This window comes from Paracoccus aerius (genome assembly GCF_014656455.1).
In the GTDB taxonomy this organism is placed as follows: Bacteria; Pseudomonadota; Alphaproteobacteria; order Rhodobacterales; family Rhodobacteraceae; genus Paracoccus; species Paracoccus aerius.
This window is the reverse complement of record NZ_BNCL01000031.1, coordinates 1-22,413: the sequence shown is the minus strand read 5'-3', so window position 1 is coordinate 22,413 and position 22,413 is coordinate 1. Positions and strand designations below refer to the sequence as shown.

Below are 22,413 nucleotides of genomic sequence, written 5' to 3'. Positions count from 1 at the left end.
AAAGCATACGAAACCCTGCAATTCAAAGCGAATGAAACCGCATCTTCAGCACATAAAATCAATGCAGTAAGAGTTGTTCAGGCCGGACTGAATAGTATGGAGGTCGTCTTGGCGTTCAGATGGACGACCAACCCGCGCTGCGCGGCGCGTGCCCTGGAAGCGCTACAGGCAATCCGGTTCCGAACTGACAAAGGCCCGCCCGCGGCAATGAAGCCGTGGGCGGGGTGACCGGGTCAGGCCGCCTTGCGGCGCTTGCGTATCGCGGCCAGTGCGGCAAGACCGAGTGGCAGCAGAGCCGCGGTCGCGGGCAGAGGGACGGGGGCCGGTTGGGGTTCGTTTACCGAAATGACCTCGAACTCGGCGGTTTCCCACTCCGTCCAGAACCGCCCCCACGCGTATTGCTCGTCTTTCCAAGGCCGCCAGAAAGAGTGCGAGATGGTCCCGCCGACCTCCAGTGAGCCGTCAAAGGCGATGGAGTCGTCATAATAAAGTCCGAAGTTGTTCTCCCGCTGCTGCCCGTAGGTGATGTGGTTGCAGGAAGCGTTTGCCAGGTAGCAGCCATACGCGCGGGTGCCGTTATCGAACTGGCCGATCATGTCGTTGGGGTCGTCGGCGTAATGCACCTCCGCCGTGAACTTGACGGTCTGGCCGTAGGTCAGCCCGGAATGCATCCCGGTGATGCCGAACGGATTGCCCTCGAGGCCCATTTGATCGATGACGAAGACGTCGCCTGCCGGGTTGTTCACGTAGATCAGCACGTCACGGAACGTTGTGCCGACGTAACGCAGGTCGATGTCATATTTGACAACGGCGGCCTCGACCTGGCTGACGCTGATGGCCATTACAGCCGCTGCCGCCAATGCTTTGTATCCCATCAAAAGCTCCTACCAATTATGAAAACTTGGCGATCCATCACCGCCGCGTGAACTCATGGTGGACAAGATCGGAAATGTCTTGGTGAATACGCTCAACCTGATTCAATCCCCAGGCGAGGGGTCAACAATATTAGGGAACTAGGCTTATCTACAGGCCCAATCGAAGGCTGCGGAACGTGGAAGAATTGCCCAAAACGACAAGTTTACCAATGCCTTAAACGTGCACATAAAGCCCATATCAGCCGAGCGGCTTTTGTGTGTGGTTTCCGAGTTTGCCCGCTCGGCTGACTGTCCCGAAGCGAAACGATCTGCGGCTAGCGCACCAGGGTGTCCCTGAAAAGGAACCCTGGTGCGGCCTTTTTTATCCGCCACTTGCCCGAAACGACAGCTTCTAAGCAGCCCGGCATCCGGTCATAAAAAACCGGGTCAGCCAGGTTGCGACCGAAGGGTGGTGCCCGGTCCTGCAGCCTGGCTGACTCGAAACGATCAGCCTTGCCGGACGAAGACGCCGGCCCTGGACAGCGCCTCCACGAAGTTCGTCAAACGACGCCTGGTGGGCCCAGGACCTGGAGAAACTGGCCTGTCGGCTGCTGCTCAACGCGCCGAATGCAAACCTTGTGACCAAAATAGGAATGCCAGCGGTAATGAACCTCCAGCTCCTCCCCGACATGGGCAGAATGAACGGGTGATTGCCCTCGGCCGTAAAAACTACCTCTTTGTCGGTTCCGAGGCAGGCGGCAAGGCCGCCGCCATCACCTACACCCTGACCGAAATGGCCAAGCTAAATGGCGTCGACTCACTGGCGTGGCTCGCCACCGCCCTTGCGCCCATCTCGGATTACAAGGTCACCAAGGTCGATGAGCGCTGCCATGGCACTGGAACGGGTAGCGGTTAGAACGGACGCTTACTTTCGTCCGGCCCCTAGAATTTGTAGATCCTGCCGACGACTGAACCCGAAGTGGACCTGCGGGCTTCGTTTGATCTTTGGTCCTTACGCAGCGTATGCCCGATCGAAGACATGCGCATCGGCGGCATGGGTTAGTCCGTCACTAAAGGACGATGCCTTCTCTATGACTTGCCCCGTCCGGTTAGGGCGGAGTGAATGATCACGCTTCGATAAGTGCAATCATTCGTTCCAGCCTCTGCATGGCAAGCCAGCCGTCGTGGATCTGAGGGACGGCATCGTTTTCGCCACGGATTTTGGCTGCGACATCCAGAAGCAGCGCATGATAGCCTTTGTGATCCTCATTTGCAGCGGCCGTAAAGTTGGGTGTCCAGACCAGCGTGTCGCAGCCAGGATCCAGCACTGCTTCGGGATCCTCTGCCTTGAACGGTGGATTGCGGTGCCATGCGACATTGATGACGTTCTCGACCTCGACCCGGTTCTGGTCGCCCATGATCTGCACGAATTCCATCGGTGTGCCGCGGGATTGCACCGTCCCCATGATCACGTTGCCAATCACGCCATTCTCGCACTCGAAGTTCATGTGGATCAGCATCTTGCCCTTGCCGGGCACGTTCTTGCGCAGCCGCACATCAGCGAAATCCGATCCGGCGAACCAGGTGATCAGATCCATGTAATGGACACAGTGATGCAGGTAGAAGCCGGTATAATCGACCTCACCTGCGAAATAGGTGGGCGCGGTCATGTAGCTGCCGTGAATACCTAGAACCTGGCCGAAGTCGCCGCCATCCAGAATGTTCTTGGCGATCTTGTTTCCGGTGGAATAACGCTTCATGAAACCGACGGTCACAGGCACTTTCGCCGCATCCGAGGCATCCAGCAGTTCCTTGGCCTGTGCAGCGGACGCGGCCGGAGGCTTTTCCATGAAGACGGGGATGCCGCGCCTGATTGCGGCCAAGGTGGCGCGGAAATGAATTTCTGGGCCGACCGCCATGCCAACCGCATCGATATCTGCATTGGCGATCATATCGTCGTAGTCAGAATAGACCGCTTTGGCGCCGAACTGTCGGGCGGCATTCCGCGCGGCCCCTTCGTCCCGGTCGCAGACCGCAGCAATCTCAAAGCCGCTGCGTGCCAGTTGCGGCATCAACATCCAAGTTGCGTGACGGCCGCAGCCGATCCAGCCGATCTTGATCGTCATCAGTGATTGACCTCTGCAAAGGCAAGCGCCGAGCGGATCAGGCCGAGGCCCGCACGCAGTTTGCCGTCTTCATCTTCATGGGGTGCGCGCCAATGCGCGATAGGCAGGGCTATGCGGTCATCCTCCCGGCGGAAGGGTTCCAGCGAAACCGGCCCCTGGTAGTCGACCTGATGCAGCGCCCGCGCAATCGCGGTCCAGTCCATATTGCCGGTGCCGGGAAAACCGCGATGGTTCTCGTTGGCCTGAAAATGCACCAGCCGGTCGCCCGCCGCGCGGATCGCGTCGGGGATCGAGCGTTCCTCCATGTTCATGTGAAAGGTATCCAGCATGACACCAAGGCCGGGCGAGCCTACCGCATCTACGATCTCATTCGCCTGAACGGTTGTGTTGACGATGTCGGTTTCGAAGCGATTCAACGGCTCGAGACCGAAGACCTTGCCCGCCGCTGCGGCCAGCGGCGCAACCTCGGCCAAGCCGTCAATGGTGCGTTTGGCGCGGGTGGCGATCTGGTCGGCCGTCCAGGGATAGGGAGGCCGACCCGCAAAGACCAAGGGCTCGCCATAAAGGGGGCCACCGATGATCCGGGCGCCGACTTCCTCGGCAGCATCGATGCAGAACTTCAGATAATCCACCCCGCCCTGGCGATGTCCTGCGTCTTCACTGGCGATCGAGCGTTGCAGATTGACTCGCGCGGCCAGCACAACATCCAGTCCCTCGCCCTCGCAGATGCGACGCACCTCAACTGGGTCCAGGTCATCCTCGGGTTCGGGGACCAGCAGTTCGATAAAGTCGAAGCCCAGCTCGCGGGTCTTTTTCAGATGGGGCAACGCGGCGTTGGTGAACGGCCGGACGTATTGCATCGAAATGATGCCGATTGGGTTTTTCAAGACAGTTCCTCGGATTGGGCTACCGCTTGATCCGCGGCAGCAGAAGTTTCATCAGCCCTTGACGGCGCCTTGGGTCAGCCCCCCGACAAGTCGGCGCTGGACGATCAGGAAAAGGATGGTTGCGGGCAGCGCGCCGACGATGCCTCCGGCAGTCAACAGGCCCCATTGAACCTGGTATTCGCCGATCATCGTCTGCACGGCGACGGTGATCGGCCGCACATTCTGGCCGCCCAGCGTCAGTGCATACAGATATTCGTTCCAGGCAGTGATGAAGATGTAGATGCCCGTAGCGATGATCCCCGGCGCACAGAGCGGAAGGATGACCTTGCGCATCGCCTGCAGGCGCGAACAGCCGTCGGTCATCGCGGCCTCGTCCAGCGACTTGGGGATGCCGTTGATGTAGCTGGTCATCATCCAGACCGAGAAGGGAATGGCGATGGTCGAGTTTGCGACAATCAGCGCGACGTGCGTATCCAGGAGCCCGAGTTGGCGCATCAGGACGAACAGTGGCAGGATCAGCAGCACCAATGGGAACATGTTGATCAACAGGAACTGCAAGAGCAGCACCTTCTTGAAGCGGAACTCGAAGCGCGAGAAGCTGTAGGCGGCCGTGACCGACAGCGTCAGGCCCACGACCACCGTGCCCGCCGCGATGATGAAGCTGTCGAGCATGTTTTTGGCAAAGCCGACATTGGCGAACAACCTTTCGTAGTTGCTCCAGACCAGGTCGAAGACCGTGGGGCCGCGCGTGAACAGGCTCTCCTCGGCGGTGAGCGAGGTGAGCAGCATCCACAGGTAAGGTCCAAGCGTGAAAGCCAGGATGGCCATCATCGGCAGATCCACGGTCAGCACCCGCTTGAGGGTCGATTTGCGTCCCAGCGCCATCACTGCACCGCCTTTGCCGAGCGCTTCAAATACAGGATCACGATGCCCAGCAGCAGAAGCGTAAAGGTCATGGCCAAAGCCGAGCCGTAGCCGAAGTTGAGGTTCGTCCGTGCCTCAAGGAAGGCATAGAGCGGCAGGGTATAGGTCGAATATCCTGGCCCGCCGCCGGTCATTACGAAGATCACGTCCATTGAATTGGCGACCCAGATCGTGCGCAACAGGATCGCGGTGAACAGCACCCCCGAGATGCCCGGCAGGGTGATGTGCCAGAACTGCCGCAGGGCAGATGCGCCATCCAGAGACGCGGCCTCGTAGTAGCTGCGCGGAATGGATTGCAGGCCCGCCAGGATCATCACCGCGAAGAAGGGAAAGCCCTGCCAGGTCAGCGTCAGGATGATCGCGTAAAGCGCTGTATCGGGGTTCGCCAGCCAGGGGATCGAGGTTTCCAGGATCCCGATCCGCAGCAGCAGGTCGTTCAGGATCCCGTAGTTGGAGTCATAGATCCAGGTCCACATCAGGGCGATCACGACCGATGGCAGCGCCCACGGAATGATGATCAGCGCCCGCGCGATGGGCCGCCAGGGAAATTGCTGATTCAGTAGCAGCGCGGTTGCTAGTCCAAGCAGAGCCTGTGCAGGGACGGTGATCGCGATCCATAGCACCGTGTGGCGTAGCGATATCCAGAACACCTCGTCTTGAAAGACGTTGAGATAGTTCTGCAGCCCCACCCAGTCGAAGTTCTTGGGACGAAACAGGACATACTCGTGCAGGCTCATCCAGGCGGTCTGGACCATCGGAAAGAACACGATGGCGAGCGTGACCAGAACGGCCGGTGAGAGCAGGGCCAGCGGCATGACCTGACGCCACAGGGCTGTGCCTCTGCCGGGGGATGATCCCGTTTGCTCGGGGACAGGGATGGATGTCATCGGACAGACTCTCCTCGGCCTTCGCGGAAGGCTCCGCCAAGGACGTTCCATTCGGAAGAGGGGCGGGGAAGGGTAGCCCCGGCCCCAAGCGCAATCAGTTGTCGGCGAAAAGCTCAGCGATGGCCTCGTTCATCTGCAAGGCCGTGATCTGACCCAGCAGAGCGCGCTGCATATTCGCAGGCCAGACCGTATTCACGAACTCCGGCGTGTTGGACGATGCTGGCAGCAGTTTCGCGAAGGGGAGCGATTGCTTTGTCGCCTCAACGAAACGAGCCTCGTGCCCTTGCCAGGTCGCTGTATCGGACTTCGTCACCGGCAGCTGGCCCGTCGCGGTGTTGAACAGTGCGTTGTTCCCCTCACTGGACAGGAACGAGATCCACTTCCAGGCCGCTTCCTTGTCCGAGGCGTTGGATAGAACGGCGGTCGACTCATCGCCAAAGGTGGTCCAGCGTCCGCCGCCGCATTCTGGCACTGGCACGGCTGCGACCTTGTCGCCAAGCGCTTCGACCAGGTCATTCGATGATCCGACGTGGTGGATGGTCATTGCAGTCACGCCAGTCTTGAAGGCCCCGATGATCTCCTGAAAGCCATCGTTCGGGGCCGAGGGCGGGAACACCTTGTCCTTCTGGAAGAGGTCGATGACGAACTGCGTGCCAGCCACACCCGCGTCCGAGGTCAGGCTGTTGTCCAGGGCAACGCCCGTGGCGCCCAGTGTGAAGCTGCCCCAGTGTTCATGCCCCGACTTGCCGCCGCGAAAGCCGAAGCCATAGGTGTCGATCTTGCCGTCGCCGTTAGTGTCGCGAGTCAGCTTGACCGCCGCGTCGCGCAGCTCCTGGCATGTCTGGGGCGGAGTCAGACCCAATTCCTCGAACATGTCGGCGCGGTAATACAGATAGAGCGCGACATACTGGACCGGCAGGTAATATTGCTGGCCATCCTCGGCACGGGTCAGCTCGAACAGATTTTCCTGGATGTCGTCCTTTCCTTCCCATGCGGCGATCTGATCATCCAGAGGCTCGAGCGCTTCCATTTCCAGAAGGCGTGGCAAGGCATGCATCTTCAACATTGCGGCATCGGGGGCATTGCCGCCGACGATCGAGGTGTAGAGGTTGTCGTAGTAGCTGTTCCACGGCACGTTCATCGCATCGATCTTGATGCCGGGATTTTCGGCCTCGAACTTGGCGATCAGGTCTGACATCGGGTTTTCCGGATTGTCGAAGTGATACCAGAACCGCACGGTGCTGTCGGCGTAGGCAATGCCCGGCAGAAGCCCGGCCAGAAGCGCAAGGGCGCTGATCGTCGTTTTCATCTTTCTCTCCTCCCCAGAGTGAAGTCTTCAGGTCGCCGGCAGCGACGTTTCGGTCATGTTTCGGAACGCCTGACCTGCGCGGTGATAGGCATCGGCCGATTGCGGCAGCCAGAGGCTCATCTGCATGAAGCCGTGGATGACCCCCTTGATCAGATCAAAGCGATCCCCGCGTCCGAGTCTGTGCAGCCGGTCAGCGAGACGTTGGCTGTCAGAGCAAAGCGGGTCGATTTCTGCCGCATTCAAATAGAGTGGTGGCAGGGCTGCCAGCATCTCGTCTGTTGCATTGGCGGGAGTCAGGCAGGGATCTGACATGCGGTCCGCCTGTGCCCCGGTGTAGAAGTCCCAGTAACGGCACATCTTGTCGCGCGTCAGACCAGGCCCATCGGCAATTGCGCGATAGCTGGGACTCTCGAAGTCGGCGTCATAAACCCCGTAGAACAGCAGCCCACTCTGCGGCAGGTCCCGGCCCTGCAGGCGCAGCATCATGGCAAGGGCAAGATTGGCGCCCGCGCTGTCGCCTGATACCGACCAGGCCCGACCAGGCAGGATGGCATCTCGCTGGGACCATACCGCAAGGCAATCCTCAAGCCCGGCCGGATAGGGATGCTCCGGGGCCAGCCGGTAGTCGAAGGTCACGACCGCAGCCCCGGTTTCCTGCGCCAGCCAACGCGCGGCGCCATCATGGGTCGCGGCGGAACAGAAGCTCCAGCCGCCGCCATGGACATAGAGGATGGCCTGCTGCCCGCGGTCGCCCGGAGGAATGAAGACATGTGCACGGCGGCCATCTGCAGTCTCGACGATCAGTTGCTTTGCCATCACTGGACCGTCGACATTCCATCTTCGGTTTGATGCTTCTGCGAGCGCGCGGCCTTCAGCCGGTGGCAATAGCGTCGGGTCGGGTTGAACGCCGTCGTCGACAAGCAGTCGTTCAAGGACAACCTTCATCTCAGGGGCAAGTCGATCTGCGGCGGTCATGTGCCGTGTCCCCCTTTGGCGGCGAAGACATTGGGCCCGAAGTCGACAATGGTGGTAATGTGATGCGACAGCGCACGGGCGAGCGTTTCGGGATCGCCCGTCATCAGAGCTTCGAGAATGGAAACATGGCGTTCTGCCGTAGCCTTCAGGTCACGGGTTTCAGGCGCGCTGTTCAGAACCTTGAAACGCTGAGTGTGGACCAGACAGCGGAACAGCACTGGCTCGACGACTGGCATCGCCGCAGCTTCGAACAGGCGCAGGTGGAAGCTGCAATCGTGCTCCAGCAAGGAATATTCGTCGTCACGTAGGGCTGCGATGCGCATGGCCTGAAGTTGCGTGTCCAAATCCCTTAGGAGTGCGTCATCACGTGACTCGATAACGCGGACCGCGGCACGGCACTCGATGTCATGACGGATGCGCAGAAGCTCGCCTGCGTCGTCAGGACTTGCTTGGGCAACATGCGTGTCCCGTCGGGCGCGGCGGGTCACGAGGCCATCCTCCGACAATCGCATCAGGGCCTCGCGGATGGTGCCTTGGGCGCAATCGAAGCGCTCGGCCAATTCCAGTTCCCGCAGGGCGGCGCCGGGTGCAAGCGTGCCGAGCACGATGTCGCGCCGCAAGGCATGCTCGGCAGTCTCGCTGCGGCTGCGTTGCCGCGGTGTGCTCTCCGCCAAGCTGATCATCACCCTGTTCCGGTCTCCTGGACTTACGTTATCAATAATTCTTGCATTATCGATAATGTCAAGTTTATTGATAATACAAGTGCTGCGCTCGTGTGGCGCCACAACGGAGGGGGATGAACATGGCGCAGATCAGTCTCGAGAAGGTCATCAAGCGCTATGGCGCGGTCCAAACGATTCACGGCGTCGACCTTGAAATCCAAGATGGCGAGTTTGTGGCTTTTGTCGGTCCGTCCGGCTGCGGCAAGTCGACGATGTTGCGCATGATCGCGGGTCTGGAGGAGATTACCGATGGCCGACTACGCATCGGCAATGTGGTCGTAAACGATGTCGAGCCGAAGGGCCGTGATGTGGCGATGGTGTTTCAGGATTACGCGCTCTATCCACACATGACCGTGGGCCAGAACATCGGCTTTGGCCTGAAGATGCGCGGTGAATCCTCTTCGATCATTTCAGAGAAAGTGGCCGAGGCCGCTCGAATCCTGCAGCTTGAGGAACTGCTGGACCGCCGTCCGGGTCAGCTATCGGGCGGTCAGCGACAGCGAGTCGCTATGGGGCGCGCGATCGTTCGCAAGCCCAAGGTCTTCCTGTTCGATGAACCACTGTCCAATCTGGATGCCAAGCTTCGCGTCGAGATGCGAACCCAGATCAAACGGCTGCACCGGATGCTGCGGACCACCACGATCTATGTCACACACGACCAAGTCGAAGCGATGACCTTGGCGGATCGGGTTGTGGTGCTTCGCAAGGGCGAGATCATCCAGCATGGCAGGCCCATGGAGTTGTATGAGCGTCCGAATTGCCGTTTCGTCGCTGAATTCATAGGTTCTCCGCAGATGAACATCCTCCCGGCCGGGGTCGTCTCTTCCGATCGTGGAGCAGCGATTGAATTCGACGGCGGCACCATTGTGCTGGCTCGGCTTGATGCGCCGGCAGGCACCATCGTCGATATTGGCCTGCGCCCCGAGCACCTGCACCCCTGTGCGGCAGCTGAGGCGGACTTTACTGTTGACGTCGATGTGCTCGAAGAACTTGGCTCCGACACGCTGGCAGTTTGTCTTCTCGGCAGCCGCGAGCTGACCGTGCGTATCCCTGCGGAGGAAAGTCGCAGTCTGGGTGGCCGCCTGCCGCTTCGCTTTGATCGAAAGCACCTTCACATCTTCGACGCTGCCACCGGCTATCGTGTGGAAGCGGCGTAAGAATGCTGAGGTGTCTACTGAGCGCCGACGGATTGCCACGCATAAAACCGGCTTTGAAGAAGCAGTAACGAACCTGTCCCTCTGGGCAAACGACCGCGCACCCTTGTGAGGCAAGCATCCGTGCCTGAGACCCCCATCGTCCAGTTCGGCACCAACCGCTTCCTGCAGGCCCGTGACGACTTCTTCTTCGCCGAGGCGGAAACTCCCGCCGCCCTGACAGTCGTCCAGTCTTCTAGCGATCCCTCTCGGGTCGGCTGGCTGGCTGCGCTGGCCCGGGCCCGAGGGCAATTCTATTCCGATCCGGGGTCTCATGGGCGGCAGGACCGTCGATGAAGTGCGCCGGGTGACCTCGGTCAAGCGCACCTTTTCAACGCAACCGACGGGAGGAACTCTCGGGCATCATGACCCATGAGGCGAAAGCAATCTTATCCAACACAGGCGGCCGGGGCTACCTATCCTCCCCGCGGACATGGAGGCCGCGCCGACGTAGGCGATGAGCTATCCGGCAAAGCTGTTCCACCTGCTTGCTGCACGGCGGGCTGCGGGCCGCTGTCGATCTTCCCTATGGAGCCGGGAATTGGCGCTTGCTGTAGGCCCACGTCATGGAAATTGCCTCAGCGAAAGCATGATGCTGGCACCTCCTCTGGATGCCGCGCCAGGCGTGCGCCGCGGTCGTGGGCGTCCCCGCGAGCGCCCTCACAAGCTCCACGCCGACAAGGCCTACGACCATCACCGCGGCCGGAGCGAATACCGAAAACGCACCATCAGGTTCCCCATTGCCAAACGGCGCGTTAACCGCAACGAAAGGTTGGGCAGACATCGCTGGGTCGTCCGCGAACGTTAGCCTGGCTGAACCGCTTTCGCCGCCTCGCCATGCGGCTCATGAGCGGCGCGCCCACATCCACGAGGCTTTCGTGATCCTCGGCTGGCCTTCATCTGCCTCAACCAGATCAGAAAGTTTTGTTAGGTGCTCTTAGACCAGCGCCAGTGAGAACCATGGCACGTAGGTGACAAGTAGCAGCGCGACAAGGATTGCCAGGAGGAAAGGCCAGCCGTCGCGTATGAAGGCGGGGATTGAAACGCGCGTAAGGTTGCAGACCATCAGCAGAACCGTTCCTACGGGTGGTGTCAGGGTTCCGATCGACAGGTTCAGGATCATGATGAGACCGAAGTGAACCGGATCGATCCCCAGTTGCAGCACCACCGGTTTGAGCAGCGGCACGAGGATGATCATGATCGCGGTGCCCTCGATGAACATCCCGAGGCCCAAGAGCAGGATGTTGACGAGCAGCAGGAAGACGTACGGGTTCGTCGTAATGGAAGTAATGAACTCCGCCATTCCGATCCCGGCCCGCTCTAGCGAGAAGATCCAAGCTAAAGCCGAACTTGTCATAATGACGAGCAGGATTGCAGCAGTCTGACGCGCAGTCTCGGTGAAGGCCGATGTGACGTCCGACATTTTCATCTCGCGGTAAACGAAGATGCCGATGATTAGGGTGACAATGGTCGCGATAGCACCGGCTTCGGTGGGCGTGAAGATTGCGAAGCGGATACCACCCACGATCACGATGACAAGCAGAAGCGCCGGCCATGCACCGGCAAAGGTCCGGCCCGTCTCACCCCAGCTTGGCCAAGCCTCGCGCGAGGGCTTGTATCCGTTCTTCTTGGCCACGATCCAGACGGTGAAAAGCAGCAGCACGCAGCAAAGCAGTCCCGGCAGGATGCCCGCTGCGAACATGGAACCGATCGAGACATCCGCCACGAGGCCATAGACGATGAGCGCGATCCCCGGCGGGATGATCGGCGTGATCAGCGAGGAACAGGCGGTGATCGCGGCCGCGACAGAACGCTTGTAACCCTGCCGCTCCATTTCCGGAACGACCATCCGGCACATCATGGCAGCGTCGGCCAGGTTCGAGGCGGAAATGCCGCCCATCAGCGTCGAGAGCATGACGTTCGTATGCCCGAGACCACCCGTCAGCCGGCCAACGAGAAGGTCCGCTAGCCGCAGCAGGCGGATGGCGACGCCTGCCGAGCCAAGCAGCGTGCCCAGCAACACGAAGAACGGGATGGCAAGGAGGGAGGGGTTCTCGGCCGGGGACATGAACCGCTGCACCGCGATCGCAAGCGGCACATCGGAAAAGCCGATGAAGTAGATGAGGATCCCCACGAACATCGCGAGGTAGATGCGCATGTTCAGCATGAACAGCGCAAGCATGATCGGGATGATGATGAACCACGTCATTCTAAATCTCCAGTATCGTCAGTGACGTGTTTCTTCTTCGACAGGCTCTGCCGTCGCAAATAGCCGCCAGAGGACAACGAGCGCCGTCACCCCCGCCCCGACGACAACAGCGAGATCGAGCCAGAACCAGGAAATCCGCAGGATCTGCGTTCGCTTGAAGGCCGCGCTTTGGGCAAGCTGCCAAGCCAGCCAAGCCATCCAAACGAGCACCCCCGCCGAGGCAAGGCCCACAATGATTTCGATCACACGGCGGGGGCCGGCGGGGAGGGCACCCACGGCGAAATCAATTGTCAGGTGCTGCCGTCGCCACTCGCAGGAGATCGCGCCCAGCATGATGATCCAGATCATCAGGAAGCCGGAGATCTCTTCCGTCCATTGAAACGGCGTGCTCATGACATAGCGCATGAACACCGCAAGCGAGGTGACGCCCACAAGAATGGCGATAAGCACGCCGCCGATGGCGGAGGCGAGTGTCGCGATGAGCTTCATTGGTCACAAGTCCTGTTGAAGAAAGGCCCGCCACTTCGGTAAGCGGCGGGCGATGCGGGATCACTCGGCGAGTTGCGCCTGGATCTGCTCGTAAAGGCCCTCAGACCACTCGGGGAACATGTCATAGAAGGCCATGGCCTTCTCCTTGAAGGGCGCGAGGTCGGGATAGGTGATTTCTACCCCCTGTGCCTTCATATTCTCAAGGATCTGCTGGTCAGTCGCGGCCGCAAGTTCCTGGCTGTAGAGACCCGCCTGATAGCCGGTCTCGTGCAGCATCTCGACTACCTCGGGATCGAGGGTGGAGAAGAACGCTTCCCCCCCAAGCCAGAGCGAGGTGTTGGTCAGGTAGCCAATCATCGACAGATGCTTGGCCTGCTCATGCAGCTTCTGGCCATAGAGAACCGGCAGCGGATTTTCCACGCCGTCGATCACGCCTTGCGTCAGCGAGGGATAGACATCGCCCAGCGGCATCGGCGTTGGCGTGCCGCCCATGACCTCGATCGCGCGGATCTGCATGACGTTGTTCGGAACACGGATCTTCAGCCCCTCGAGATCCTCCGGTTTCTCAACCTTGCGGTTCGCGAGAAGCTGGCGTGTGCCGTAGAGATAGTTGGAGATGACGATATGGACGCCCTTTTCGCGAAGCTCCGCTTCCTTCTGCTTGAACCAGTCGGATTCGTAGATCTTGAAAAGCGCTTCCGGGCTGTCGGTCAGGTAGGGTCCAAACAGGATCCCGAGGTCGGGATCATAGTCGGTCAGAAAGCCGACATCGGCGATGGTGATGACATTCACCCCCATCAGGCCCTGCTCGATCACATCCTGTTTTGCGCCAAGCTGCGAAGACGGGTAAAGCTCCAGCTTGACCTCGCCGCCCGACGCTTCGTCGACCAGTTCGGCCCAACGGTTCATTACCAGATCGGCCGGCTCGCCCGGATTGTTCTCGTAGGCGACCTTCACGGTCACCTCTTGGGCGAGCAGCGGCTGAGCGACAAGCGCAAGCGCCGTCGTAAGTGCAAGTGCAGTGATCTTCATGGTTCCTCCCGGATGTTGATCAGGATGCTGCGCCGGTCCGGTCGCCTGCCTGTGCGGCGAGGACCGAGCCGGAATGGTCGAAATGGGCATTGAGTGCGCTTGCAAGCTGCGCATCGTCACGCGCTCTCAAGGCCTCGATGATGCGCTCGTGCTGCGCACAGGCCGCTTCGGTATCGAGGCGGCGGGTCTTTCCAATTTCCAGGTAGTAGCGGAGCGTCACCGCCATCACCTGGTAAAGGCTCAGCAGAACCGCGTTCCGCGAGGCTGCGACGAGACAGAGATGGAATTCATAATCATGGCCGGCCGCTTCCGAAACGGTGAGAGCCGACGCCAGAGAGCGGTTGGCGTTTTCCATCCGCTTCAGGATCTCGTCGTCCACGCCGCTCACGGCGAAAGCTGCGGCACCCGTTTCGACAATGCGCCGGAAGTTCAGAACATCGCCCATGGCTTGGGGCGAATTGTCGAAATGCTGAGCGAAGACCTCGAAGACCGCGTTGAAGTCCGGCTTCTGGACCTTGGCCCCGCGCTTGGTCTTCTCGATCAGGCCGAAGGCTTCCAGGTGAATCATCGTCTCGCGAATGGTGTTGCGGGCCACTCCGAAGCGCTCGGCAAGTTCTCTCTCATTCGGCAGCGCATCGCCGGGGGCATAGCGCTCGACAATTTCCTTACGGAGCACTTTTCGGATGTCGTCGACTGCTGAAGTTCCTGCCACCGGCGCCCCTCCCCTGGCGTTTGGTCCTGTGGTTGGACCAAGCAATTCTCGCATCGGGATGGAAGAGTCAACGCCTTGTTTGCGACTTTAGCGCTAGCAATTCTTATTGCGCCCAGCGGACCGAAGCGATCAGGGTGCGATGCGCTGTCGCAAGATGTGTGGCCAATGCAGTCCTTGCTGCCCCGTCATCCTCGGCAAGAACCGCGCGGATGATTTCCAGATGTTCTGCTGCTGCAGCGCGGTTTCGCCGTATCTCGTCCTGCTTGTTCCACAGGTAATGATAGTGGACGATGATCGCGATGGTGCGGCTGAAATCAGTGATGAAGCGGTTGCGGGCGCCGCGGCAGATCAGGGCATGAAAGGCCGCGTCGAGTTGCGGAAAGGCCTGCGCCGCCGCCTCGTCTCCGGCCACCACCGCTTCATGCGCAGGGATCATGGCTTTAAATTCCGCATGCAAGGTCTTGTTTGCCAGCAAGCGGTCAAGTGCGCGGGCCTCGAAGATCTGCCGGACCTCGAACATTTCCTCGGCGAAGTCGCGTGTAAAGCCCGTCAATATCCAATGACGGTTCGGCTGCTTCGTGATCAGGCCAAACGGTTCGAAGCGGATCAGGAACTCCCGTACCGCACCAAGCGGCAGTTCGAAGCGCCGCGCCAGATCGCTTTCGTTCAGGATCGTGCCCGGCGGAATATCACCCTGCAGCACCCAGGCCAGAAACATTTCCTCCGCCTGCGCCTGAAGAGCCTTGGTCTCGTCCTCGTCGAAATAGTCCGACGGCGTCGGCGCGCGCAGCAGTCGCTTTTCCCGCCCTTCCCAAGTGAGGATCCCCTTTTCGGCAAGATGCGCCAGCACTGCGCGGATGGTGGTCCGGCTGGCCTCCAACCGGCGCGCAAGGTCCAACTCCGAGCCCAGAACGGCACCCGGCTCCAGCGCCTCGAGCATCTGAAGGAGCCGGTTGCTCAGCCCCTTAAACAGCCGATTGCCGCGAGCCATGTCGCTCTCCCATTGCAGTCACGCCACTTGATATGTATTTATTCTATAAAGAACCAAATCACCAGCTTCCCCGAAGGAATGACGATGACTGCGATGAAAGCGCTTCTCTGCGTGGAACCCGGCACCCTGCAACTGACCGAGCGTCCGCGCCCCGAGGCGAAACCGGGGCATGTCCGGGTCCGGATCGGCCATATCGGCATCTGCGGGACCGACTATCACATCTATGGTGGGCACCAGCCTTTCCTCGCCTATCCGCGCGTCATGGGTCACGAACTGTCCGGGCGCGCACTCGATGCCTCGGTCGACGGGCGCATCAGGGAAGGAGATCTTGTCGTCATCAACCCCTACCTGACCTGTGGCACCTGCCGCGCCTGCGCGAATGGAAAGCCGAACTGCTGCGAGAACATCGCCGTGCTGGGTGTTCATACTGATGGCGGCATGTGCGAGGAAATCGTGGTGCCGGAAGGCAACCTTTACCCAGCAGACGGTCTGTCCGAGAAGGCCGCCGCGATGGTGGAGTTCCTGGCCATCGGCGCGCATGGCGTCGCGCGCGCCCGCATCCGTCCCGGCAGCACCGCGCTGGTCGTGGGTGCGGGTCCGATTGGCCTGGGCGCCGCGCTTTTTGCTGCGATCGACGGTGCGAAAGTCACGCTGCGCGATACTTCGGCCGACCGGCTGGAGCTGGCGAGAAAGGTTCTGCCCGATGCCACCGTCGAACTCGTGGGTCAGGAAACGCCGGGCGCCTATGACACCGTCTTCGACGCCACCGGCAACATTCACGCGATGAATGCCGGCCTGAACTGGGTCGGCCATGGCGGGGCCTATGTGCTGCTTTCGGTCGTCAAGGGCGATCTCGCCTTTGCGGATCCCGAGTTCCACAAGCGGGAAACCACTCTCTTCGCCAGCCGCAACGCGCTGAAGTCGGATTTCGAGCATGTAATGGCCTGCATGCGCGATGGCCGGGTGCCCGTCGATGCGCTTGCCACGCATGAAACCAGCTTGGAGGATGCGGCGAAGAACCTGCCTCTTTGGGCGAATGATCGCGGCACCCTGGTGAAGGCGATCATCCATGTCTGAGACCCCGATTGTTCAGTTCGGCACCAGCCGTTTCCTGCAGGCCCATGCCGATCTTTTCTTCGCCGAGGCGGAAACGCCGGTCTCCGTCACTGTTGTCCAGTCCTCGGGCGATCTGTCGCGGGCCGGCCGGCTGGGCGCGTTGGCGGCACCCGAAGGCTATCCGGTGTTTATCCGGGGTATCCTGGACGGCCGGACCGTGGACGAGGAGCGCCGCGTAACCTCGGTCAAGCGCACCCTTTCCACCGCCACCGACTGGGAGGAATTGTCGCGCATCGTCACGCATGAGGCCAGGGCGATCCTTTCCAATACGGGCGACCGCGGATACCTGCCTTCACCCGCCGATACGGAGCGGGTTCCGACGCAGGCGATGAGCTATCCGGCGAAGCTGTTCCACCTTCTCGCCGCGCGGCAGGCCGCCGGTGCGGGGCCGCTGTCGATTTTCCCGATGGAGCTTGTCCCCGAGAACGGTCGCGTGCTGAAGGCCCGCGTCATGGACATTGCCGCCGCGAACGAGGCATCCGGCGAACTGCGAGACTGGCTCGAGGCTTGCATCTGGGTCAACTCGCTGGTGGACCGCATCGTGTCCGAGCCGATCGAACCGGCGGGCGCAGTAGCCGAACCTTATGCGCTTTGGGCCGTCGAGGCGGGGCCGGGGGTCGCCGCCCCCTGCATTCATCCCGCCGTGCAGGTAGTGCCGGATCTGGAGGAGATCGAGCGCCTGAAACTTCACATCCTCAATCTCGGCCATACCGTCCTGGCGGATATCTGGAGGCGCGAAGGCCAGGATCCCGACCGCTTCGTCCGCCAGATGATGGAAGGCGAACCCTGGGCGGAACTTGACGCGATCTATCGCGAGGAGGTGCTGCCCGGTTTCGCGGCCAAGGGTTATGCGGAAGAAGCCGCGGCTTATATGCAAACCACACTGGACCGCTTCCGCAATCCGTTCCTGGATCACCGCGTCGCGGATATCGCACAGAATCATGCGCAGAAGGCCGAGCGGCGGATCCAGGCCTTTATCGACTGGGTCGGCACATCCGGTCCCGCCATGGGCCGACTTCAGGCAATTGTTCAAAGAGCCGCATCATGACCGATACCGCCACGCCTCCCGTTCTCGGCAAGTCCTCAGCTGCCCGCCCGGCTACCATGCACCTGAGTCCGGCGGATACCGTCGCCATCGCACTTCGTCCGCTGGTGGCGGGCGAAGTGCATGAAGGGGTCACGCTGGCCGATGATGTGCCGCTCGGCCACAAGTTTGCGGTCGTGCCGATCCCCAGGGGCGCGGCGGTGGTCAAATACGGTCAGATCATGGCCGAGGCCAAGGCGGACATCGCCCCCGGCCAGCATGTCCACGTCCACAATATCGGCATGGCTGAGGAGCATTCCCATGCCGCCAGCCATACTGGCACCATCCACGCGCTGCCGGAACGCACGACGTTCGAGGGCTACCTTCGGCCGGACGGGCGCGTGGGCACGCGGAACTTCATCGGCATCCTCGCGTCGGTGAACTGCTCCTCGACAGTTTGCGGCGCGATCGCGGATGCGGCGAACCGGACGCTTCTGCCGAAGTATCCGGGGATCGACGGCTTCGCCCCCATCGTCCACGATCAGGGCTGCGGCATGGCCAACCAGGGCGAAGGCTTCGACGCGCTGGTCCGGACGCTGAAGGGGTATCGCGACCATCCGAACTTTGGAGGCGTGCTGATCGTGGGTCTGGGATGCGAGGTGAATCAACTCACGCTCTACAAGCCGACCGAATGGACAAGGGAGCGTTTCCACACCTTCAACATCCAGGAAGTGGGCGGCTCCGCCTCGGCCGTGCGTCGCGCGCTTGAACTTCTGGAACCGATCGCCGCCGCCGCCTCGCAGGACCGGCGGACGACGCAGCCGGTGTCGAAGCTTGTTCTGGGCATGCAATGCGGCGGCTCGGACGGCTTCTCGGGCATCACGGCCAACCCGGCGCTCGGCGTCGCCTCGGACATGCTGGTCGCGGCGGGAGGAACGTCGATCCTTTCCGAGACGCCCGAGATTTTTGGGGCCGAGCATCTGCTGATCGCCCGCGGTTCGCCCCAAACGGGTGCGAAGATCAACGCCATGATCGAGTGGTGGCGTGACTATACCGAGAAGAACAACGCGTCGCTCGACAACAATCCTTCACCCGGAAACAAGAAGGGCGGCCTGACGACCATCCTGGAAAAATCCCTGGGCGCGGTTGCGAAGGGAGGGCTCTCGCCTCTTGCAGGCGCCTTCGCCTATGCCGAGCGCATCGACACGACCGGCTTCGTCTACATGGACAGCCCCGGCTACGACCCTGTCGCCGCCACCGGCCAGGTCGCATCCGGGGCCAACCTGATCGCCTTCACGACCGGGCGCGGCTCCTGCTTCGGTGCCAAGCCTGCGCCCTCGATCAAGCTCGCCTCGAACTCTACCCTGTTCCGCCAGATGCCCGAGGACATAGATATTGATTGCGGGGTCGTCGTGGATGAAGGCGTCAGCCTCGAGGAAATGGGCACACGCATCTACGACCTCCTTCTCGACACGGCATCGGGCAAGAGGTCGAAATCGGAAGAGTTCGGTTACGGTGACAACGAATTCGTGCCGTGGAAGATCGGGGCGGTCCTTTAAAGGACCGCCTTGAGCGCGTCGAAGGGCATCAGGGCCCCACGGTGCATGACCACCTGCATCGCGACCTTGTGTCCCTTCCGCGCCGCCTCCTCTGGTTCGGCGCCGGCGAGGCGGGCAGCCAGATAACTCCCGTTGAAGCTGTCGCCCGCACCGGTGGTATCAACAGGCGTCACGCTCTCCATTGCCGGCAACTCGCGGATCGCGCTGCCGCTGGCCAGGACCATCTCGGCCCCGCCGTTCTTCACCAAAACCTCATCGGCGCCCAAGGCAAGATAGCGCTTGGCCATGTCCTTCGGAGAGCGGTCGCCGAAGAAGGCTGCCTCGTCGTCGAAGCTGGGCAGCAGGATGGAGGCGCGGGCCGCAGCCGCGGTGGTTGCCCGGCACATCGCATCGGCCGAGGGCCAGAGACGGGGCCGGAGGTTGGGATCAAAGACCAGCCGCGCGCCCCGGCGTTTTGCTGCGTCCAGCGCATCGAAAAGCGCTTGGCGCCGGTCAGGGGCAAGAATGGCAATGGTGATGCCGGAGAAGTAGATCACATCCGCGCCATCAAAGGCCGCCTTCAGCCGCTGCGGATCATCCGCCAGCGTCCGGGCCGCCGATGAGTCACGCCAGTAGGTAAAGCTCCGCTCGCCATCCTTCAGTTCGATCATATAGAGGCCCGGTGCCCGGCTTGGGTGGCGGACGATGCTTTGCGTGCCGATCCCGGCCGAGGCGATGAAAGCCAGCAGGCGGTCTGAAAGCGGATCGGTGCCGACGCAGGTGTCGTAATCCACCGACCAAGACGACGGGAGAAGCGCGCGCGCATACCAGGCGGTATTCAGCGTGTCGCCCGCGAAGCCGCTTCGCCAAAGGTCCGGCCCGCCGCCGCCGGACAATTCGATCATGCATTCGCCTACAGCAAGAAATCGCAAGGCTCTCGTTCCGTTGTTGTTTCTATTGATGACGCGGATGCAGTTACATGGTGAGCCATCTTGTGCAACCAAGCTCGAGATTGCCTCAGAGTCCTTGCAGGAGCTCGACAGCAAGGTCCGGACCATGGGGTGCCGCCCAAGTCTCTGCTAAGGTTCGATCGATCCAGTTGAGACTACACGCGCAACGTTGGGCGATCCGCCACGAAAGGATTGCGGCCCTCTGCCGCTTTGGCTGTATGCGTATTCCACGGCATCCGACCGTTTATTCCAGCAACATCCGACCAGCTGTTCCACGATCATCCGACCGGTCGGCGGTAGCGGTCTGAGGCAGAGTCTTCATGATTGATCCGGGTGCATCCGGTCAAGGGTGAGCTTGGCGCGGAGGGTTGTCCGCGGGAGGGTCCCGCGCGCCCGGCGCCGCGCCCGCCAGGAGGCTGGCGGTGTCGGGCGCGTGGGAGGGACCAGTGGGCAACCTGGGGTCGAGGTCATGTTCATTGGCTGGCCTCGGCGCGGTTGTCGATGCCGGTCTTGCGCAGCGACGGACCATCCAGGGAGATCCGGTAGGCATTGTGAACCAGCCTGTCGAGGATGGCGTCGGCGAAGGTGGGCTCGCCAATGACATCGTGCCAGGTCTCCACGGGGAGCTGACTGGTGACGATGGTCGAGCGGCGGCCGTAGCGCTCCTCGACGATCTCCATCAGGTCGCGGCGCTGCGTGGCGGTCAGGCGGTCGGGGCCCCAGTCGTCGAGGATCAGAAGATCCACATGGGCGATCTTGCGGAACAGCCGGTCGAAGCGCCCGTCGCCGCGCGCCAGCTCGAGGTCGGAGAAGAGCCGCGGCAGCCGGTGGTAAAGGACGGTGCGGTCCGCGCGGCTGGCCCCGTGGCCGAGTGCGCAGGCCAGCCACGACTTGCCGACCCCGCAGGGCCCGGTGATCAGGACCGAGCGGTGCCGGTCGATCCAGTCAGGGCTGGCGAGACTTTGGAACAAGGCGCGGTCAAGGCCGCGGGAGGTCCGATAGTCCACATCCTCCATGCAGGCGCCGCCATGGCGCAGGTTGGCGGCACGCAGGCGCGACTGGAACCGGCGGGTGCCGCGCCGGGCCTCTTCGCGGTCCAGCATCAGCCCGATCCAGGCGACGGGGTCGAGGCTGCGGCCGCGATCTTCGCTGATCAGCTCGGCAAATGCTTCGGCCATGCCGTCGAGCTTCAGTGCGTTCAGCGCTTGGTGGGTGGGGTGGGTCAGCAAGGGTTTGTCTCCTTCGGTCAGTGGAAGAACTTGGCGCCACGGATGTTGGCGTGGGTGATGGGCGGGGCTTCGGGTGGCCGGTCCGGGGGGCGGCCGTCGAGGCGGTTCAGCAGGATCGACTTCACCGACGTCATGGTGCGGGTGTTGATGGCGAGCGCGCGGTCACAGGCGGCCTCGACCCGCTCGGACCCGTAGCTGCGGGCCAGACGCAGGATGCCGAGGCAGGAGCGAAAGCCCTGTTCGGGATGCGGCCTGTCGCGGAGGATGACGTCGATCAGGATCCCGGTGGCAGGACCGATACGGGCGGCCCGGTCGCGCAGCTGCTCGGGCGTGGTCTCGGCATAACGGCGATGGCTGGCAGGACGATGGTCGTTCAGCGTTGTTGCGCCCGTGTCGCCCGGGGGCGCGCGCCTGTGGCAGGCCACACGCTTGCCGGCCCGAAAGATCTCGACGGTGCCTGCGGTCAGCCGCGCCCAGAGCTGCTGGCGGATCAGATCGTGGGGCACCGAGTAGTGGTGGCCTTCCAGCCGGACATGATAGTCGATCCCGACAGTGGCGCGGCGCCAGTCTGCGTGAACGAAAGGCTCCGGGGGCAGCGGCTGCATGGCCGGGCGATCAAGCGTCTCGAAAAGGTCCTGACGCGCGGCGCCAAGGTGACGGCTGACGCGGGCGTTCAGGCGAGCAAGCTCTTCCCGGATGGCGGCGTTGAGTTCGTCGAGGGTGAAGAACTGCCGGTTGCGCAGTCGCGCGATGATCCAACGCTGAGCAAGAAGAACCGCCCCTTCGACCTTGGCCTTGTCGCGCGGTTTGTAAGGACGCGCCGGAAGGATGGCCGTCCCATAATGCGCCGCCATCTCCGCATAGCTGCGGTTGATCTCGGGCTCGTAGAAGCAGGCCCGGATCACGCCGGACTTCAGGTTGTCGGAGACCACCAGCATCGGCACCGCCCCAAACGCGGCAAAGGCACGGGTATGCGCACCGATCCAATCCGGCAGCGCCTGGCTCCAGGTGGCCTCGGCGTAAGTCATGTTCGAGGCGCCCATGACGGCGATGAAGATCTCCGCCGGACGGGCCGTGCCGGTCACCGGGTCGGCCACCGTCATCCGGGTGCCCGAGTAGTCGACGAACATCCGCTCGCCTGCGACATGGCGTTGGCGCATGACGGGCGAAAGCCGCCCGACCCAGCGGCGGTAGTGCTCGCAAAAAGCCGAGTAGCCATAGCCGTCGGGGTGCTGGCCCCGATACT

The 22,413-nt window shown here is 61.8% G+C and carries 23 protein-coding genes and 1 pseudogene; 8 read left to right on the top strand and 16 right to left on the bottom strand.

Annotated features, from left to right (window positions below; genetic code table 11):
- The coding region (locus IE224_RS21155; RefSeq protein WP_229849460.1) for an RNA-binding protein at nucleotides 1-228 on the top strand (228 nt) is incomplete at its 5' end.
- 5 nt (nucleotides 229-233) lie between these two features.
- Here the strand turns inward: IE224_RS21155 and IE224_RS18850 are convergent.
- Nucleotides 234-875, bottom strand: coding sequence for a hypothetical protein (locus IE224_RS18850; RefSeq protein WP_191312786.1), 642 nt, complete (start codon nucleotides 873-875; stop codon nucleotides 234-236).
- A gap of 685 nt (nucleotides 876-1,560) precedes the next feature.
- On the opposite strand from IE224_RS18850, the gene IE224_RS18845 reads away from it, so the two are divergent.
- Nucleotides 1,561-1,770, top strand: a complete 210-nt coding sequence (locus IE224_RS18845; protein WP_191312784.1) for a hypothetical protein — start codon at nucleotides 1,561-1,563, stop codon at nucleotides 1,768-1,770.
- Between the two features lie 211 nt (nucleotides 1,771-1,981).
- On the opposite strand, the gene IE224_RS18840 is transcribed toward IE224_RS18845, so the two are convergent.
- The 7 genes from IE224_RS18840 to IE224_RS18810 all read right to left on the bottom strand — a co-directional run bounded on the left by IE224_RS18840 (nucleotide 1,982) and on the right by IE224_RS18810 (nucleotide 8,645).
- On the bottom strand, nucleotides 1,982-2,980 hold the full coding sequence (locus tag IE224_RS18840; protein ID WP_191312783.1) for a Gfo/Idh/MocA family protein: 999 nt from the start codon (nucleotides 2,978-2,980) through the stop codon (nucleotides 1,982-1,984).
- Nucleotides 2,980-3,867, bottom strand: coding sequence for a sugar phosphate isomerase/epimerase family protein (locus IE224_RS18835; protein WP_191312781.1), 888 nt, complete (start codon nucleotides 3,865-3,867; stop codon nucleotides 2,980-2,982). Before IE224_RS18835 ends, IE224_RS18840 begins: the two co-directional genes overlap by 1 nt.
- A 51-nt stretch (nucleotides 3,868-3,918) precedes the next feature.
- Nucleotides 3,919-4,752, bottom strand: coding sequence for a carbohydrate ABC transporter permease (locus tag IE224_RS18830; RefSeq protein WP_191312779.1), 834 nt, complete (start codon nucleotides 4,750-4,752; stop codon nucleotides 3,919-3,921).
- On the bottom strand, nucleotides 4,752-5,678 hold the full coding sequence (locus IE224_RS18825) for a carbohydrate ABC transporter permease (RefSeq protein WP_191312777.1): 927 nt from the start codon (nucleotides 5,676-5,678) through the stop codon (nucleotides 4,752-4,754). Before IE224_RS18825 ends, IE224_RS18830 begins: the two co-directional genes overlap by 1 nt.
- A 94-nt stretch (nucleotides 5,679-5,772) precedes the next feature.
- On the bottom strand, nucleotides 5,773-6,987 hold the full coding sequence (locus IE224_RS18820) for an ABC transporter substrate-binding protein (protein ID WP_191312775.1): 1,215 nt from the start codon (nucleotides 6,985-6,987) through the stop codon (nucleotides 5,773-5,775).
- A 27-nt stretch (nucleotides 6,988-7,014) separates the two neighbouring features.
- On the bottom strand, nucleotides 7,015-7,962 hold the full coding sequence (locus IE224_RS18815; RefSeq protein ID WP_191312773.1) for an alpha/beta hydrolase: 948 nt from the start codon (nucleotides 7,960-7,962) through the stop codon (nucleotides 7,015-7,017).
- Nucleotides 7,959-8,645: a GntR family transcriptional regulator gene (locus tag IE224_RS18810; RefSeq protein WP_191312772.1), complete on the bottom strand. Its 687-nt coding sequence runs from the start codon at nucleotides 8,643-8,645 to the stop codon at nucleotides 7,959-7,961. The genes IE224_RS18815 and IE224_RS18810 overlap by 4 nt, the downstream gene beginning before the upstream one ends.
- Before the next feature lie 119 nt (nucleotides 8,646-8,764).
- Between IE224_RS18810 and IE224_RS18805 the strand changes: the two genes are divergently transcribed.
- The 3 genes and pseudogenes from IE224_RS18805 to IE224_RS21150 all read left to right on the top strand — a co-directional run.
- The gene (locus IE224_RS18805) at nucleotides 8,765-9,841 is read left to right on the top strand and encodes an ABC transporter ATP-binding protein (RefSeq protein WP_191312795.1); all 1,077 of its coding nucleotides are present in this window, start codon (nucleotides 8,765-8,767) and stop codon (nucleotides 9,839-9,841) included.
- Between the two features lie 120 nt (nucleotides 9,842-9,961).
- Complete coding sequence (locus IE224_RS18800; RefSeq protein WP_191312770.1) at nucleotides 9,962-10,174, top strand: hypothetical protein; 213 nt, start codon at nucleotides 9,962-9,964, stop codon at nucleotides 10,172-10,174.
- A 274-nt stretch (nucleotides 10,175-10,448) separates the two neighbouring features.
- Nucleotides 10,449-10,808, top strand: a pseudogene (locus tag IE224_RS21150) (transposase); the annotation flags it as partial.
- A 6-nt stretch (nucleotides 10,809-10,814) separates the two neighbouring features.
- Here the strand turns inward: IE224_RS21150 and IE224_RS18795 are convergent.
- From IE224_RS18795 to IE224_RS18775, 5 genes are all read right to left on the bottom strand, one after another.
- Complete coding sequence (locus IE224_RS18795) at nucleotides 10,815-12,086, bottom strand: TRAP transporter large permease (protein WP_191312768.1); 1,272 nt, start codon at nucleotides 12,084-12,086, stop codon at nucleotides 10,815-10,817.
- Nucleotides 12,087-12,104: 18 nt separating this feature from the next.
- Nucleotides 12,105-12,575, bottom strand: coding sequence for a TRAP transporter small permease (locus tag IE224_RS18790; RefSeq protein ID WP_191312766.1), 471 nt, complete (start codon nucleotides 12,573-12,575; stop codon nucleotides 12,105-12,107).
- Between the two features lie 60 nt (nucleotides 12,576-12,635).
- Complete coding sequence (locus tag IE224_RS18785) at nucleotides 12,636-13,607, bottom strand: C4-dicarboxylate TRAP transporter substrate-binding protein (protein ID WP_191312793.1); 972 nt, start codon at nucleotides 13,605-13,607, stop codon at nucleotides 12,636-12,638.
- 19 nt (nucleotides 13,608-13,626) lie between these two features.
- Nucleotides 13,627-14,319: a FadR/GntR family transcriptional regulator gene (locus tag IE224_RS18780; RefSeq protein ID WP_191312763.1), complete on the bottom strand. Its 693-nt coding sequence runs from the start codon at nucleotides 14,317-14,319 to the stop codon at nucleotides 13,627-13,629.
- A gap of 103 nt (nucleotides 14,320-14,422) precedes the next feature.
- Nucleotides 14,423-15,310 (bottom strand): GntR family transcriptional regulator, encoded by an 888-nt coding sequence (locus IE224_RS18775; protein ID WP_191312761.1) that lies wholly within the window; start codon nucleotides 15,308-15,310, stop codon nucleotides 14,423-14,425.
- Between the two features lie 84 nt (nucleotides 15,311-15,394).
- On the opposite strand from IE224_RS18775, the gene IE224_RS18770 reads away from it, so the two are divergent.
- Genes IE224_RS18770 through IE224_RS18760 form a run of 3 tightly spaced genes read left to right on the top strand, consistent with a single transcriptional unit; the run spans nucleotide 15,395 to nucleotide 19,009 of the window.
- Complete coding sequence (locus tag IE224_RS18770; protein ID WP_191312759.1) at nucleotides 15,395-16,387, top strand: zinc-binding alcohol dehydrogenase family protein; 993 nt, start codon at nucleotides 15,395-15,397, stop codon at nucleotides 16,385-16,387.
- The gene (locus IE224_RS18765) at nucleotides 16,380-17,474 is read left to right on the top strand and encodes a mannitol dehydrogenase family protein (protein WP_191312757.1); all 1,095 of its coding nucleotides are present in this window, start codon (nucleotides 16,380-16,382) and stop codon (nucleotides 17,472-17,474) included. The genes IE224_RS18770 and IE224_RS18765 overlap by 8 nt, the downstream gene beginning before the upstream one ends.
- The gene (locus IE224_RS18760) at nucleotides 17,471-19,009 is read left to right on the top strand and encodes a UxaA family hydrolase (protein ID WP_202380296.1); all 1,539 of its coding nucleotides are present in this window, start codon (nucleotides 17,471-17,473) and stop codon (nucleotides 19,007-19,009) included. Before IE224_RS18765 ends, IE224_RS18760 begins: the two co-directional genes overlap by 4 nt.
- Here the strand turns inward: IE224_RS18760 and IE224_RS18755 are convergent.
- The 3 genes from IE224_RS18755 to istA form a co-directional block, all read right to left on the bottom strand.
- Nucleotides 19,006-20,046 (bottom strand): sugar kinase, encoded by a 1,041-nt coding sequence (locus IE224_RS18755; protein WP_229849458.1) that lies wholly within the window; start codon nucleotides 20,044-20,046, stop codon nucleotides 19,006-19,008. The two genes, IE224_RS18760 and IE224_RS18755, sit on opposite strands and share 4 nt — an antisense overlap.
- Before the next feature lie 365 nt (nucleotides 20,047-20,411).
- Complete coding sequence (gene istB, locus IE224_RS18750; protein ID WP_191312755.1) at nucleotides 20,412-21,167, bottom strand: IS21-like element helper ATPase IstB; 756 nt, start codon at nucleotides 21,165-21,167, stop codon at nucleotides 20,412-20,414.
- 17 nt (nucleotides 21,168-21,184) lie between these two features.
- The coding region (istA, locus tag IE224_RS18745; RefSeq protein ID WP_191312753.1) for an IS21 family transposase at nucleotides 21,185-22,413 on the bottom strand (1,229 nt) is incomplete at its 5' end.

Excerpts from the sequence above, each read along its gene's own strand:
- IE224_RS18825 (WP_191312777.1), bottom strand. The coding sequence starts at position 5,678 with ATGACATCCATCCCTGTCCCCGAGCAAACGGGATCATCCCCCGGCAGA.
- IE224_RS18765 (WP_191312757.1), top strand. The coding sequence starts at position 16,380 with ATGTCTGAGACCCCGATTGTTCAGTTCGGCACCAGCCGTTTCCTGCAG.
- IE224_RS18815 (WP_191312773.1), bottom strand. The coding sequence starts at position 7,962 with ATGACCGCCGCAGATCGACTTGCCCCTGAGATGAAGGTTGTCCTTGAA.
- IE224_RS18805 (WP_191312795.1), top strand. The coding sequence starts at position 8,765 with ATGGCGCAGATCAGTCTCGAGAAGGTCATCAAGCGCTATGGCGCGGTC.
- IE224_RS18775 (WP_191312761.1), bottom strand. The coding sequence starts at position 15,310 with ATGGCTCGCGGCAATCGGCTGTTTAAGGGGCTGAGCAACCGGCTCCTT.
- IE224_RS18820 (WP_191312775.1), bottom strand. The coding sequence starts at position 6,987 with ATGAAAACGACGATCAGCGCCCTTGCGCTTCTGGCCGGGCTTCTGCCG.
- IE224_RS18850 (WP_191312786.1), bottom strand. The coding sequence starts at position 875 with ATGGGATACAAAGCATTGGCGGCAGCGGCTGTAATGGCCATCAGCGTC.
- IE224_RS18785 (WP_191312793.1), bottom strand. The coding sequence starts at position 13,607 with ATGAAGATCACTGCACTTGCACTTACGACGGCGCTTGCGCTTGTCGCT.
- IE224_RS18830 (WP_191312779.1), bottom strand. The coding sequence starts at position 4,752 with ATGGCGCTGGGACGCAAATCGACCCTCAAGCGGGTGCTGACCGTGGAT.
- IE224_RS18755 (WP_229849458.1), bottom strand. The coding sequence starts at position 20,046 with ATGGTCCGGACCTTGCTGTCGAGCTCCTGCAAGGACTCTGAGGCAATC.
- IE224_RS18790 (WP_191312766.1), bottom strand. The coding sequence starts at position 12,575 with ATGAAGCTCATCGCGACACTCGCCTCCGCCATCGGCGGCGTGCTTATC.
- IE224_RS18770 (WP_191312759.1), top strand. The coding sequence starts at position 15,395 with ATGACTGCGATGAAAGCGCTTCTCTGCGTGGAACCCGGCACCCTGCAA.
- IE224_RS18795 (WP_191312768.1), bottom strand. The coding sequence starts at position 12,086 with ATGACGTGGTTCATCATCATCCCGATCATGCTTGCGCTGTTCATGCTG.
- IE224_RS18840 (WP_191312783.1), bottom strand. The coding sequence starts at position 2,980 with ATGACGATCAAGATCGGCTGGATCGGCTGCGGCCGTCACGCAACTTGG.
- IE224_RS18810 (WP_191312772.1), bottom strand. The coding sequence starts at position 8,645 with ATGATCAGCTTGGCGGAGAGCACACCGCGGCAACGCAGCCGCAGCGAG.
- IE224_RS18760 (WP_202380296.1), top strand. The coding sequence starts at position 17,471 with ATGACCGATACCGCCACGCCTCCCGTTCTCGGCAAGTCCTCAGCTGCC.